At 66.2% G+C, this 12,385-nt stretch carries 13 protein-coding genes; 4 read left to right on the top strand and 9 right to left on the bottom strand.

Annotation, left to right across the window (positions count from 1 at the left end; translation table 11 throughout):
- The first annotated feature begins 6 nt into the window (after positions 1-6).
- The 3 genes from VJ897_RS04520 to VJ897_RS04510 are packed head-to-tail and all read left to right on the top strand — an operon-like array spanning position 7 to position 2,117.
- Entirely contained in the window at positions 7-687 is a 681-nt protein-coding gene (locus tag VJ897_RS04520) for a TerB family tellurite resistance protein (protein ID WP_324053658.1), read from the top strand.
- Positions 687-1,691, top strand: coding sequence for an endonuclease/exonuclease/phosphatase family protein (locus tag VJ897_RS04515; RefSeq protein WP_324053657.1), 1,005 nt, complete (start codon positions 687-689; stop codon positions 1,689-1,691). Before VJ897_RS04520 ends, VJ897_RS04515 begins: the two co-directional genes overlap by 1 nt.
- A gap of 36 nt (positions 1,692-1,727) precedes the next feature.
- Positions 1,728-2,117 (top strand): hypothetical protein, encoded by a 390-nt coding sequence (locus VJ897_RS04510; RefSeq protein WP_324053656.1) that lies wholly within the window; start codon positions 1,728-1,730, stop codon positions 2,115-2,117.
- A 21-nt stretch (positions 2,118-2,138) separates the two neighbouring features.
- Here VJ897_RS04510 and VJ897_RS04505 read toward each other — a convergent pair whose 3' ends face one another.
- The 9 genes from VJ897_RS04505 to VJ897_RS04465 all read right to left on the bottom strand — a co-directional run bounded on the left by VJ897_RS04505 (position 2,139) and on the right by VJ897_RS04465 (position 10,972).
- Positions 2,139-3,728, bottom strand: coding sequence for a Ppx/GppA family phosphatase (locus VJ897_RS04505; RefSeq protein WP_324053655.1), 1,590 nt, complete (start codon positions 3,726-3,728; stop codon positions 2,139-2,141).
- An 87-nt stretch (positions 3,729-3,815) separates the two neighbouring features.
- Positions 3,816-4,214 (bottom strand): phage holin family protein, encoded by a 399-nt coding sequence (locus VJ897_RS04500; protein WP_324053654.1) that lies wholly within the window; start codon positions 4,212-4,214, stop codon positions 3,816-3,818.
- Positions 4,211-4,507 (bottom strand): ElaB/YgaM/YqjD family protein, encoded by a 297-nt coding sequence (locus VJ897_RS04495; protein WP_324053653.1) that lies wholly within the window; start codon positions 4,505-4,507, stop codon positions 4,211-4,213. Before VJ897_RS04495 ends, VJ897_RS04500 begins: the two co-directional genes overlap by 4 nt.
- 69 nt (positions 4,508-4,576) lie before the next feature.
- On the bottom strand, positions 4,577-4,750 hold the full coding sequence (locus tag VJ897_RS04490; RefSeq protein WP_324053652.1) for a DUF1328 domain-containing protein: 174 nt from the start codon (positions 4,748-4,750) through the stop codon (positions 4,577-4,579).
- Between the two features lie 145 nt (positions 4,751-4,895).
- A complete protein-coding gene (locus tag VJ897_RS04485; RefSeq protein ID WP_324053651.1) occupies positions 4,896-7,064 on the bottom strand; it encodes an RNA degradosome polyphosphate kinase in 2,169 nt (722 codons plus the stop codon).
- 42 nt (positions 7,065-7,106) lie between these two features.
- The gene (locus VJ897_RS04480) at positions 7,107-7,775 is read right to left on the bottom strand and encodes a P-loop NTPase family protein (protein ID WP_324053648.1); all 669 of its coding nucleotides are present in this window, start codon (positions 7,773-7,775) and stop codon (positions 7,107-7,109) included.
- Positions 7,775-8,902 (bottom strand): AI-2E family transporter, encoded by a 1,128-nt coding sequence (locus VJ897_RS04475; RefSeq protein ID WP_324053646.1) that lies wholly within the window; start codon positions 8,900-8,902, stop codon positions 7,775-7,777. The genes VJ897_RS04480 and VJ897_RS04475 overlap by 1 nt, the downstream gene beginning before the upstream one ends.
- Before the next feature lie 121 nt (positions 8,903-9,023).
- Positions 9,024-9,539: a fasciclin domain-containing protein gene (locus VJ897_RS04470; protein WP_324053644.1), complete on the bottom strand. Its 516-nt coding sequence runs from the start codon at positions 9,537-9,539 to the stop codon at positions 9,024-9,026.
- Positions 9,540-9,652: 113 nt separating this feature from the next.
- Positions 9,653-10,972, bottom strand: coding sequence for a pentapeptide repeat-containing protein (locus VJ897_RS04465; protein WP_324053642.1), 1,320 nt, complete (start codon positions 10,970-10,972; stop codon positions 9,653-9,655).
- A 129-nt stretch (positions 10,973-11,101) separates the two neighbouring features.
- Here VJ897_RS04465 and proS point away from each other — a divergent pair.
- Positions 11,102-12,385, top strand: a 1,284-nt coding sequence (proS, locus tag VJ897_RS04460; RefSeq protein WP_324053640.1) for a proline--tRNA ligase, incomplete at its 3' end; no start/stop codon positions are given.

The raw sequence follows: 12,385 nt of genomic DNA, 5'->3' as shown, positions 1-12,385 counted from the left end.
TGGCGCATGTCGATCTGGGCCCGCATATCCGATGCCATCGCCGCGCTGCGCAAGGGCGACAGCCTGTCCGACGTCTTTGGAAAGCTGCGGACACCGCCGGAGCGGACGGTGGCCTTTGCCATTGCCGTGATCGCCCTGGGCGCCAAGATGGCCAAGGCCGACGGGCAGGTCACGCGCAACGAGGTGGCCGCCTTCCGAGAGGTCTTTCACATTCCCGCTCGAGAGGAAAAGAACACCGCCCGCCTGTTCAACCTGGCCCGGCAGGACGTGGCCGGCTTCGAGGATTATGCCCGGAAGATCCGCAACATGTACGGCGACGACGAGAAGGCGCCGCTGTGCGAATTGCTGGAAGGGCTGTTCCACATTGCCATGGCTGATGGGCAGTACCACCCGCGCGAGGATGAATTCCTGTCCAGGGTGGCCGAGATCTTCGGGCTGGATGACCGCCGTTTCAAGAATGTGCGCGCGCAGTTCGTGCCCGGCGCCGACCGCGACCCCTACGAGGTGCTGGGCGTTGATCCCGACATGCCGCTGGAGGAGATCCGCAAGCATTGGCGCCGGCTGGTGCGCGACACGCATCCCGACGCCATGCTGGCCCGCGGCGTGCCCGAAGAGGCCGTGAAACTGGCAGAGAAACGCATGATCGCGATCAACCAGGCCTGGGACGAGATATCGGAGCGCGCCTGATGCGGCTGGCGACCTATAACGTCGAATGGTTCGATAACCTGTTCGATGACCAGGGGGTCCTTTTCGACGATGGTGGCTGGTCGGGGCGGCGCGACATTACACGCGCTCAGCAGACCGCGGCACTTGGCCTTGTGTTCCAGGCGCTGGACGCCGACGCCGTCATGGTGATCGAGGCCCCCGACAGCCACAGGCGCCGTGACGGGGGCAGGGCCCTTGAGCATTTCGCCGAACGCTTCTGCCTGCGGGCGCGCAAGGCGCTGATCGGTTTCGTCAACGACACCCAGCAGGAGATCATCCTGTTGCATGACCCCGACCACGTGACCGCCAGGCACGACCCGCGCGAGAGTGACGCGGTGCCGCGTTTCGACAAGTCCTTCAAGCTGGACCTCGACGTGGACCGCGCGCCCGAGGTGATCCGATGGTCCAAGCCGCCGCTGGAGGTGGCCCTCGACACCAAGGGGGGCCGCCGATTGCGGCTTATCGGAGTGCACGCGAAATCCAAGGCGCCGCATGGCGCGCGGACCCACGAAGAGATCATGCGCCTGTCGATCGAGAACCGCCGCAAGCAGCTGGCGCAGTGCATCTGGTTGCGCCATCGCGTGGAAGAGCACCTGGGCCGGGGCGACGACCTGGTGGTGCTGGGCGATTTCAACGACGGTCCGGGCCTGGACGAATATGAGAAACTGTTCGGCCGCTCCGGCGTCGAGATCGTGCTGGGCGAGGATGGCGGCGTGCCGCTGTTCGATCCGCATGCCCGGCAGGTCCTGTCGCAGCGCATTGCGGCTGCCCCGGTTTCGGCGCGTTTCAAGGTGCCGCCCGACGGGCGGTTCCTGTCGGTGCTGCTGGATTACATAATGGTGTCGCAAGGACTGCGCGAGGCCGACCCGCACTGGTGCATCTGGCATCCCTTCGACGATCCGGATTGCTATGGCAACGCTCCGCTGCGAATGGCGCTTCTGACGGCCTCGGACCATTTCCCTGTGACGCTGGATTTCAAGGATTGATCTTGGGAATCGGCCGATGATCCCTATATTGTTCGCATGAAACAGATTGTTGTTGCCGGGCTGCTGGCCCTCACACCCCTGACGGTCACTGCCCAATCCGACACCCCCGAAGGCGAGATCGGGGAGGGCTTTTCCCTGATGGAAGAGGGGGCACGGCTGATGTTTCGCGGCATCCTGCGCGAGATGGAACCGGCGATGGAGGATGTCGAGGGCATGGCCCGCAAGATCCGCCCGGCGCTGGACATGCTTGCGAGCGAAATGGGCCCCGCGCTGATCGAGCTCATGGGCAAGCTGGACGACGTGCGCCATTACACGGCACCCGAGGTTCTCCCCGACGGTGACATCATCATCCGCCGCCGCGAGGATGCGCCGCCCTATGACCCTGACAGCCCCATGTATGAACCGGGCGCCGAAATAGATCTTTGAAGCGCGCCGCGCGGTCGCTGGTCAGCCCTCTGCAGGGCGGTCGCGTCGCGTGCCCTTGACCCGGGCGGAATGGGATACCCCCAGCGATTGGGCCAAGGATTTCAGGCGCGCCGCGGCCACTTCGCCGAACAGCGGCCCGGCCTGCGGGTCCAGCACCAGTTCCAGCGTCTTGCCCTTGGGCGACAAACGCAGCGTGCCCGGCGGATCGCTGGCATCCTTCAGCCAGAGCATCGCGCCCAACCGCATGGCCTTGCCCAGGACCTCTGCATCGCTCCGGTCGCGGTCGTCCAAGAGCCCGTACAACGGTTCGAACCGTGTGCCCTCGCGCTTGTTGGAGTAGCGGTGCAGCAGGGCCAGCCCCAGGAAGACCCGTTCGGAATGCTTCAGCCCGCCCAGGTTGGCGCGGGTGGCATTGTCGAAGACGACCTCGTGCCGGTAATCGGGATGCGCGCGCCAGCTGACATCGTGCAGCAGGGTGGCGGCCTTGATGAGGCGCTTCCTCTGCCAACCGCAGCGCGGGAAAAGCGGCATGACGAAATCGTAGAGCGTGTTGCCGTAACCGGGCAGGCGGGCATCCTTGGCCTCGGCAAAACGGCAGGCCTCGATCAGCGGATCGCGGTCGCGCAGGTCCTGCGGCATCTGTTCATAGAGCATCCCCTCGCGGATGCCGTAAGATGATACCGCGATGTCCTTGGGCTTGAAGCGGGCGACAACCTCGCGCAGAACGTGGATGGCCAGAGGGACAAGCTCCATCCGGCGGCCCGAGATACCGCAGCGGCCGCGCAATTCGTCCAGATCGCTGTCCTCGATGTATCGCAGCGTCTTGGACACCCGGCGCGGGGTCATGCGGTATTCGTGCAGCACGAACAGGGGATAGCCACGGCGTTCCATGTCGATCCGGGCGATGGCCCGCCAGGACCCGCCCACCAGGAACAGGCGTTGGCCCGTTCTTTCGCCCATGTCCTCGAACAGTGCCTTGACGGTGTCCTTGATGAAGGCCTTGCGGCCCTTCTTGCCGCCCTTGACCTCTTGCAGTTTCAGCGGCCCCAGCGGCGAGGTCACCCGGTGGCCCACCCGGCCGTCCTGCAGGTCGGCCAGTTCCATCGACGACCCGCCGATATCGCAGACCAGCCCGTAAGAGCCGGGCCAGCCCAGCAGCACGCCCTGCGCGGACAGGCGCGCCTCTTCCTGGCCGTCGATGACCCACAGCTTCAGGCCGGTTTCACGTTCGATCTCGGCCTGGAAGGCGGGGCCGTCGGTGGCGTCGCGCACGGCCGCCGTGGCGACGGCCGTGAGCGGCGAAATGCCCAGCCCGTCGGCCAGCGCCACGAAGCGGCGAATCGCGGCCTTGGCGCGCTCGCGCCCCTCTGGGTTCAGGTGGCCGGTGCGGGACATGCCCGCGCCGAGGCCGGCCATGATCTTTTCATTGTAGAAATAGGCGGGGCTGCGAGCCGCGCCGTCGAAGACCACCAGCCGGACCGAATTCGATCCGACGTCGATCACACCCACGCGGGACAGGGCCCGCGCCTTGGGATCGTCGAAAAGCGGTCGCCCGAAGGGGCCGTGATCGCCGGCCATGGCGCCGGGCGCGTTGTCGGATGTCCCGTCCATGGATCCCCCTGCCTGGTCGTCACACCGTTATGACCCCGTCGCGGCGGCAGCGTCAATCTCTCCGGGGGGGGCGGCCGCCGGCGCATGTCACGGCCGCCCGGTGAAAATCCCTGTCAGGAATCCGGCGCCGATCATCGCCGCCGTCGTCTCGGGAGAGGGTCCGCGCGGCTCGGCTTCTGGTTGGCTCCGGGGCTGCGACGGTGTCTGCCGCGAGGGGGCATCGCGAAGGGGCCTGGCAGCGAAAAAGGCCAGCAGTGCGGCCAACACCAATCCGGCAGTCGCCACGCCGAAGGCGGAGGTGACCGGACCGTGCCAAGCCTCTAGCAGCAGGAACAACCCCATCGCGCCAAAGCCCATGGCGATGGCGAGAATCACCAATGCCGCCCCCCAGAGAAATGCCGCGATGGCCGTGCGACGGGCCGCCTCGCGCGCCGAACGGCCGACTATGTCGGTCCCGGCGCGGGCCATCTCGGAGAGGGGGGTCATCGCCGCGCCAGAAGTCCGGCCACCACCACACCGGCGGCAAAGGCCAGCCCGGTCGAGGCGAGCGGATGCGACTGGACCTGTTCCGCGGTATTGCGGCGCAGGCGGGCGCCCTCGCCACGGGCCGAGTCGTACAGTGCACGGGTCTCGGCCGAGAGGCCGTCGACCTGCGCGCGGGCCTGGTCGGCCCCGTTGCGCACCTGGTCCCGGGCGGTTTCACCGGCCATGGCGGTCAGGGTCGCAATGTCTTGGCGCGCAGTCTGCAATTGCTCTTCAAGCTCTTCCTTGGAAGCCATTTCTCGCTCCTTTCGGGTGCGCTCCCGCTGGCGGGAGCGTTGTTTTCGATTGGCGGTGTCGTGAAACGCCTAGAGCGGCGGTCGGCCGCGCACGGCGCGGGAAATCATGGCGACGATGAAAAGCGCGAGGAACACCACGAAGATGATCTGCGCGATCTCTGCGGAAACCACCGCAACGCCCCCGAAACCGAGCACGCCGGCGATAATCGCCACCACGAGGAATGTAAGGGCCCATCCAAGCATGATCGGACCTCCTTTCGTCTAGGCCGCGCCTGAAGGGCGCCGCCCTCCGTTCGAATCTGCGTACCGGCCGTGAAATCATCAAGGGGGCCGGGGATGAGGTATATATCAAGTATTTGATAAAATTACATAAAAATTGAATTCCGCGTCAATCCTCGGCATGTGTCAGTTTCGGCACGTCACCGGCACCCGCCGATCCCCGCCCCGACAGCGAGGGGTTCTCCATGAAAAAGCGGTGGCAGTTGAAGGCGAATGCGCCCTCGGTTTTCTCGGCGCGTACGAAGTGTCCGTCGGGCTTCATCACCCAGCTTTGCGCGATGTCGGCCAGGTTTGCGGCCATGATCTGGCCGACGATCTGCGACTTCACCGTGGGGTTCGTGATCTCGACCAGGGTCTCGACCCGGCGATTGAGGTTGCGCCCCATCCAGTCGGCCGAGGACATGAAGACCCGCGCCTTGTCATGCGGCAGCCCGGCACCGTTGGCAAAGCAGACGATCCGGGAATGCTCCAGGAAGCGCCCGACGATGGACTTGACGCGGATGTTCTCGGACAGCCCCTCGATGCCGGGGCGCAGCCCGCAGATGCCGCGCACGACAAGGCTGATCTTCACGCCGGCCTGGCTGGCCTCGTAAAGTGCATCGATCACGTCCTCCTCGATCACCGAATTCATCTTGGCCCAGATCGCCGCCGGTTTGCCTTTGCGGGCGTGTTCGGCCTCGGCCCGGATCATCTCGATCAGGCGGGGTTTCAGCGTCGTGGGCGAGATGGCGAGGTTTTCCAGGTTCTCCGGCTGGACGTAGCCCGACAGGTAATTGAACACCTTGGTCGCATCGCGCCCCAGCGCGGCATCGCAGGTGAACAGGCTCAGGTCGGTGTAGATCTTGGCGGTGATCGGGTGGTAATTGCCGGTGCCGTAATGGGTATAGGTGACAAGCTGGTCGCCCTCGCGCCGGACAACGGTGGAAATCTTGGCATGGGTCTTGAGGTCGAGGAAGCCATAGACGACGTGTGCCCCGGCCCGTTCCAGCCTGCGCGATTGGCGGATGTTCGCGGCCTCGTCGAAACGCGCCTTCAGCTCCACCAGTGCGGTGACCGACTTGCCGTCCTCGGCGGCCTCGCAGAGCGCCTCGACGATGGGCGATTTTCGCGAGGTCCTGTAAAGGGTCTGCTTGATGGCGACCACGTCCGGATCGCGCGCGGCCTGCGTCAGGAAGCGCACCACCATGTCGAAGGTTTCATAGGGGTGGTGCAGCAGCATGTCCTTCTGCCGGATCGCCGCGAACATGTCGCCGTCGAAATCCGTCACCCGTTCGGGCACGCGCGGCGAGAAGGGTTTCCAAAGCAGATCGGGGCGTTCGTCCAGCACCAGTTCGCTCAGGTCGCCTATGCCGATGACGCCGTCGACCTCGACGACCTCGCCCTCGGTGACATGCAACTCGCGCATGATGAGCGATTTCAGCGTCGCCGGGGCGCCGGCCGACATCTTCATGCGCACCACCTCGCCGCGGCGGCGGCGTTTCAGTGCCACCTCGAATTCGCGCACCAGGTCCTCTGCCTCGTCCTCGACCTCGAGATCGCTGTCGCGCAGCACGCGAAAGGCGCAGGACCCCTTGAAGCTGTAGCCGGGAAAAAGGCTGGCCAGGTTTTCCAGCAGCACCTCTTCGAGCGGCAGGAATCGGTGGCCGTCCTCGGCGGGCAGGGACACGAACCGGTCGATCTGGTGCGGCACGGGCAGCAGCGCGCGCAGCGGACGCTTGTCCGCGTCGCGTTCCAGTTCCAGCGCAAGCGCAAAGCCCTCGTTTGGCAGGAAGGGGAAGGGGTGCGCGGGGTCGATGGCCAGGGGGGACAGCACCGGGAAGACCTTGTTCAGGAAGACATCCCGCAGGTAGGCACGATCGGCCTTGGTCAGGTCCTTGCGCGCCAGTATGGCAATCTTCTCGGTTTCCATCTCGGCGCGCAGGTCTTCCAGAACCGTCTGCTGGCGAGCCAGCAACTGGCGCGCGTCCAGGTCGATCAGGGCCAGTTGCTCGGTCGGGGTGAGCCCGTCGACCGAGGGGGTCTGGTGCCCACCGCGCACCAGTTCGCGCAGGCCGGCAACGCGGACGGTGTAGAATTCATCCAGGTTGGTGGCCGAGATCGACAGGAAGCGCAGCCGCTCCAGAAGCGGGACGCGGCGGTTCTCGGCCTCTTCCAGCACCCGCCAGTTGAAGCCCAGCCAGCTGAGTTCGCGGTTGTAGAACCGGTCCGGGCCGGTCACCTCGCCTTCTGGGGTGACGGGGGCCGGAAAATCGGAGCGGAGGAAATCTGCCTGAGTCATGCGGGCCTTGTGACGGGTCGGGGTTACAGAAGGATGACACTATCACCCCGACCGCGGGGCGATGTCCATGATGCGCTGGACGAGTGCCCGGTTGACGGCGCGCCTTTCGTCCATTGCGGCCCGGTCCAGCGCGGCCACTGCCTCGATGGCGCCCTGGAAGGACCGGTCGATGTGCTTGCGCAGCAGGGTCACGGCCTCGGGCGTGGGGGCGATCTGGCGGTCCTGGAACTGCTTCATGAGCACCGCGTCCAGCAGGCGCTCGTCCGGGTCGGCGATTGCCACGCAGGTGGTCGCCGACAGACGCGAGGCCAGGTCGGGCAGGGTGATCGGCCAGCGGTTGGGCGGTGTCTGTCCGGTCAACAGGAGCGGCAGGGCGCGGGCGCGCATGTGGTTGTGGGTATGAAACAGCCACTCCTGGGCGGATTGCGGCAGCCGGTCGCCATCCTCGATCACCAGAGGGCCATCGGGCAAGGGGGCAGCGGGATCGATATCGGGGGCATTCAGTACGGGTGCCCCGTTGCGATCGGCGAACAGCCGCGCCAGGTGCGTCTTGCCCGCCCCGCGCGGGCCGCTCAGGGCCAGCTTGGACTCGGGCCAGGCGGCGGGCATGGTGACAAGGGCGTGGGCCTCGGCATTCGCCTCGGACACGAAGAAGGTATCGGCCCCCATGCGGTCCTGCCGGGGCCAGTCGAAGGCAAGCTGTTCGGCCATCACTCGTCCCTGCCCGATAGCCCCTGGTAGAGCCGCCCGCCCTTGTATTCCGCGATCAGGAAGCGCGCGACAACGCCCAGCATGGCGGCCACCGGCACAGCCACCAGCATCCCCACGAACCCGAAGAGCGATCCGAAGATCGACAGCGCCAGGATCAGCCAGACCGGGTGCAGACCCACGGACTGGCCGACCAGGTTCGGCGTCAGGATATTCCCCTCGAAGAATTGGCCGAACATGAAGATCGCCCCGACGATGGCGATGCGTAGCCAGTTGATCCCGGTCTGGACGGTCTCGCCGTCCACGACCTCGGTGCCCGACCACCACTGGATCAGGGCCACGCCGATGGCCAGCACTCCGCCGACCAGCGCGCCGACGTAGGGGATGAAGGAGATGAGCCCGGCCACGAAACCGATGATAAGGCCATAGTTCAGCCCCGCCAGCATGAGCGCCACGGCATAGTAGGTGCCCAGCACCAGGCAGACCGTGCCCTGTCCGCGGATGAAAGAGGCCAGCGTGCGGTCGATCTCGCCCGCCAGGTTGCGCACCATGGGGGCATGGTCGCGCGGCAGCAACTCGTCGATGCGGTTCACCATGCGGTCCCAGTCCATCAGCAGGTAGAATGTGACCACGGGCACGATCACCACCAGAACGGCCAGGTTGATGAGGTTGAGCGCCGATGACAGGATCGAGTTGAGCACTGTCCCGCCCGAGGCCTGCACAGCGTTCCCGAGGTTGCCAAGCTGCTTGCGGATGGCCTCGGATTCCAGGTCTATGGCGGGGAACTGAGTGGTCAGCCAGGCCTCAAATCGGTCGAAGAGTTGAGGCGCGTTCTGGATCAGCTGGCCGATCTGCTGGATCAGCTGCCCGGCCTGGTTGATCAGCGAGGGCAGGATCAGCAGAAGGCCGACCACGAAGATGATCAACGCGACAAGGGTGATGAGGATGGTCGCGGCGATGCGGCTCAGCCCCGCGCGCTGCAGCCGGTCGGCGATGGGGTCAAGGCAATAGGCCACCGCCCCACCCAGCACGAAGGGCAGCAGCACATCGCCAAGAAACCACAGGACGGCGATGAAAACCGCTGCGGCGATGCTCCAGTACTTTACCTGTTCGCGGGGGGCGAGCGCCATGGCAGCTTCCGATCATGATCCACTGGGTCGTTGGCCGACTACTTGGCGGTTCATGCGGCGCGTTGCAAGAAAAAGACCCCGGCGCGGGGCTGCGCCGGGGCCGGGTGTGGCGACTGATCGCCTAGTGGCAGGCCGGGCGCGTGCCGGGCAGCAAAACCTTGTCGATCACGTGGATCACGCCGTTGTCGGCGGCGATGTCGGCGGTGACGACATTTGCCGTTTCTCCGGTGCCGTCGGCGATGGTCACCCCGTCGGCGCCGGGGGTGATGCACAGCCGCTGAGAGGTCAGCAGCGGCTTGTAGTAGTTCGGCCCGGACGCGAAGCCCGAGGAGCGCAGGTCGCGGTCATCGACATGATAGAGCAGGACGTTGGTCAGCTGGTCCTTGTTCTCGGGCTCCAGCAGGGTCTCGACGGTGCCCTCGGGCAGCGCCTCGAAGGCGGCGTTGGTCGGGGCGTAGACCGTGAAGGGGCCGGGGCCCGAGAGCGTCTCGGCCAGGTCGGCGGCCTGAACGGCGGCGACGAGCGTGGAAAAGCGGTCGTCGCCCGCGGCGATCTCGACGATGGACTGGGCGCTGGCGGAGGCGGCGAGGCCGAGGGCGGCCACGGCGCCCAGGGCGGTTGTCTTGAGGAATGTCATGGTATCGGTCCCTTTGGTTGGTCGCTGCCTTGGTGACAACGCCCGGGATACGCGGGGTGCGGCGATCCGGCTCACCCCGCTCACGCAGCCGTCAGACCGCGTGATCGCCCGCGTCAGCCCCCGGGCGACGGCGGCGGGGTGTAGCCGTCGGGGTCGGCCCGCCACTTGCGCCATTCGGTGTCGAAGGCGTGCTCGCCACCCCAAGGCAATTCGCACGCCGGCCATTTGTCAGGGCGGGCGATCCCCTCGGGCAGGGTCACGCTGGCATCGCCGAACATGGCGTTGACCTGCTCTTGCGTGAAGGGCACGCTACTATAATCGAAAAACCTGAGCGCAGCGGCGCGCAGCAAGGCTGCGGTCAGATTTTCCGCCCCCTCCATCCGCGCCTTCCAGAGGATCGCCCCCTCCATCCGCGCCTGGAAGAGGTCCGCCCCCTCCATCCGCGCCTCGCTGAGGTTCGCCCCGGAGAGGGCCAGGGCCCGGAGGTCGGCGGCTTGCAGGTTGGTGCCGCGCAGGTCGAGTTGGTAGCCTTGATAGCCGGCGATCTGGCGCTTCCACGCGGCCAACTCGGCCATGTAGGCGTCGAGCGTCTCCTTGCCGTGGCGGGCTTCGTTCTCTGGCTCGGCCAATTCCGGGCAGGGCGTGTTGAAGACCCAGTCTGCCGTTGGCGAGGCGGTGGCGCCCCAACGGGCCTCGACCTGCCGCTGATCCGGGGTGCGGCGGCCGATGATCTGCAGAGCCAGCGCGATATCGGCGCGGGGGCCGGGCAGGCTTTGCGCCCAGTCGCGGGCGTTGGGGTTTGTGAAGGGATCGGCTGGATCACCAAAGCGCGTTTTCCGCCATGCCTCATGCACCGCGCGCGCCGCCTCGGTCGCGTCGTCGGGCAAGGACTCCCACTCCGGCAGGGGAAAGTCGCGCGCGTCGCCCGCCGGGGCGTTCTCCCGCACATAGGCGCAGAGGACTTCCATCACCCGCACGTGGTCGCGGCCCTTGTCGTTCTGCGTGCTGTCCTGGGCGATGCGTTCGAGCGACAGCAGCCCGCCGATGCGCACCTCGATGTTGGGGACGGTGACCTCGCCCCCGTTGCGCTTGACGGTCTTTTCCTCGCCCAGTTGCTCCACCGCCTTCGAGATGCGCTCGGTGATGTGGCCTTCTTTCTGGTATTTCACCGTCTCCTGCTTGATGAGCGTGGACCAGACCAGAAACGGCGCGCCGAGCAGGGCGACGATGACTGTACCGGTGCCGAAGCCGGCTTCTTGCCCGCCGAACAGGACGCCGTAGATCAGCCCCAGGGCGGCGAGATACGCGCCGCCGATCAGCAGCGCCAGAAAGACCGAGGTTGCCGTTCCGAGCCATCGGCTGCGGGTCCAGCGTGGCGCATTGGTGACGCCGAGCCAGTCGAGCAGGTCCTTGGGCGGGGTCTTGTCTGTCATGTCCCTCCTTTGCGCGGTCTGTGCCCGTCCGGGCGACTATGGGCCAAAGCCGGCTCCGGATAAAGCCGCCGCCCTTGTCCGGGTCTGGCGCTTGGCGTATGGGCGAGGGACCAAGACCCGGAGAGACCGATGCGCCTGACCCGCTATTTCCTGCCCGTCCTGAAAGAGACCCCGTCGGAGGCCCAGATCGTCAGCCACCGCCTGATGCTGCGCGCGGGCATGATCCGGCAACAGGCGGCGGGCATCTATTCCTGGCTGCCGCTGGGCTTCAAGGTGCTGCGCAAGATCGAGGACATCGTCCACGAGGAACAGGCCCGCGCCGGGCATATCGCGCTGCAGATGCCGATCCTGCAGCCGGCGGACCTGTGGCGCGAAAGCGGACGCTACGATGACTATGGCCGCGAAATGCTGCGGATGCAGGACCGGCACGAACGCGACCTGCTTTATACCCCCACCGCCGAGGAGATGGTCACGGATATCTTCCGCGCGCACGTGAGCAGCTACAAGGACCTGCCGCTGACGCTCTACCAGATCCAGTGGAAGTTCCGCGACGAGGTCCGCCCCCGCTTCGGCGTCATGCGCGGCCGCGAATTCTACATGAAGGACGGCTATACCTTCGACCTGACGCGCGAGGATGCGCTGCACGCCTACAACCGCCATTTGGTCAGCTACCTGCGCACATACGAACGCATGGGCCTTCAGGCGATCCCGATGCGTGCGGACAGCGGCCCGATCGGCGGCGATGACACCCATGAATTCCTGGTGCTGGCCGAGACCGGGGAATCGGAGGTGTTCTACGACAGCGAGATCACCGAGCTGAAGTTCGGCAACCGCGAGATCGACTACGACGACAAGGCCCAGTGCCGCGCGGTTCTGGAGGAATTCACCAGCCGCTATGCGCGCACCGACGAAACCCATGACGAGACCAAGTTTGCCGAAGTCCCCGAAAAGCGCCGCCGCGTTGCCCGCGGCATCGAGGTCGGCCAGATCTTCTATTTCGGCACCAAGTATTCCGAGCCCATGGGCGCCACCGTGCAGGGCCATGACGGCAAGCCGGTGCCGGTGCACATGGGATCGCACGGGATCGGTGTGAGCCGCCTGCTGGGCGCCATCATCGAGGCCAGCCATGACGACAACGGCATCATCTGGCCCGAGGGGGTCACGCCGTTCCATTGCGGGATCGTCAACCTCAAGCAGGGGGATGCAGAGGCCGATGCCGCCTGCGAAAGCCTGCATGACGCCATCACCGCCCTGGGGCTGGAACCGCTTTACGACGACCGCAATGAACGCGCCGGCGGCAAGTTCGCCACGATGGACCTGATCGGCCTGCCCTGGCGGATCACCGTGGGGCCGCGCGGGCTCAAGAACGGCGTGGTCGAACTGACCAGCCGCCGCACCGGCGAAAGCGAAGAA

The sequence above is a fragment of the Salibaculum sp. genome, from assembly GCF_035270045.1.
Taxonomy (GTDB): domain Bacteria; phylum Pseudomonadota; class Alphaproteobacteria; order Rhodobacterales; family Rhodobacteraceae; genus Salibaculum.
The sequence above is the reverse complement of the archived record's forward strand: the minus strand, read 5'-3'. Positions and strand labels throughout refer to the sequence as shown.

Coding starts and splice junctions, on each gene's coding strand:
- VJ897_RS04520 (WP_324053658.1), top strand. CDS start 7: ATGTCGATCTGGGCCCGCATATCCGATGCCATCGCCGCGCTGCGCAAG.
- VJ897_RS04515 (WP_324053657.1), top strand. CDS start 687: ATGCGGCTGGCGACCTATAACGTCGAATGGTTCGATAACCTGTTCGAT.
- VJ897_RS04510 (WP_324053656.1), top strand. CDS start 1,728: ATGAAACAGATTGTTGTTGCCGGGCTGCTGGCCCTCACACCCCTGACG.
- VJ897_RS04505 (WP_324053655.1), bottom strand. CDS start 3,728: ATGGACGGGACATCCGACAACGCGCCCGGCGCCATGGCCGGCGATCAC.
- VJ897_RS04500 (WP_324053654.1), bottom strand. CDS start 4,214: ATGACCCCCCTCTCCGAGATGGCCCGCGCCGGGACCGACATAGTCGGC.
- VJ897_RS04495 (WP_324053653.1), bottom strand. CDS start 4,507: ATGGCTTCCAAGGAAGAGCTTGAAGAGCAATTGCAGACTGCGCGCCAA.
- VJ897_RS04490 (WP_324053652.1), bottom strand. CDS start 4,750: ATGCTTGGATGGGCCCTTACATTCCTCGTGGTGGCGATTATCGCCGGC.
- VJ897_RS04485 (WP_324053651.1), bottom strand. CDS start 7,064: ATGACTCAGGCAGATTTCCTCCGCTCCGATTTTCCGGCCCCCGTCACC.
- VJ897_RS04480 (WP_324053648.1), bottom strand. CDS start 7,775: ATGGCCGAACAGCTTGCCTTCGACTGGCCCCGGCAGGACCGCATGGGG.
- VJ897_RS04475 (WP_324053646.1), bottom strand. CDS start 8,902: ATGGCGCTCGCCCCCCGCGAACAGGTAAAGTACTGGAGCATCGCCGCA.
- VJ897_RS04470 (WP_324053644.1), bottom strand. CDS start 9,539: ATGACATTCCTCAAGACAACCGCCCTGGGCGCCGTGGCCGCCCTCGGC.
- VJ897_RS04465 (WP_324053642.1), bottom strand. CDS start 10,972: ATGACAGACAAGACCCCGCCCAAGGACCTGCTCGACTGGCTCGGCGTC.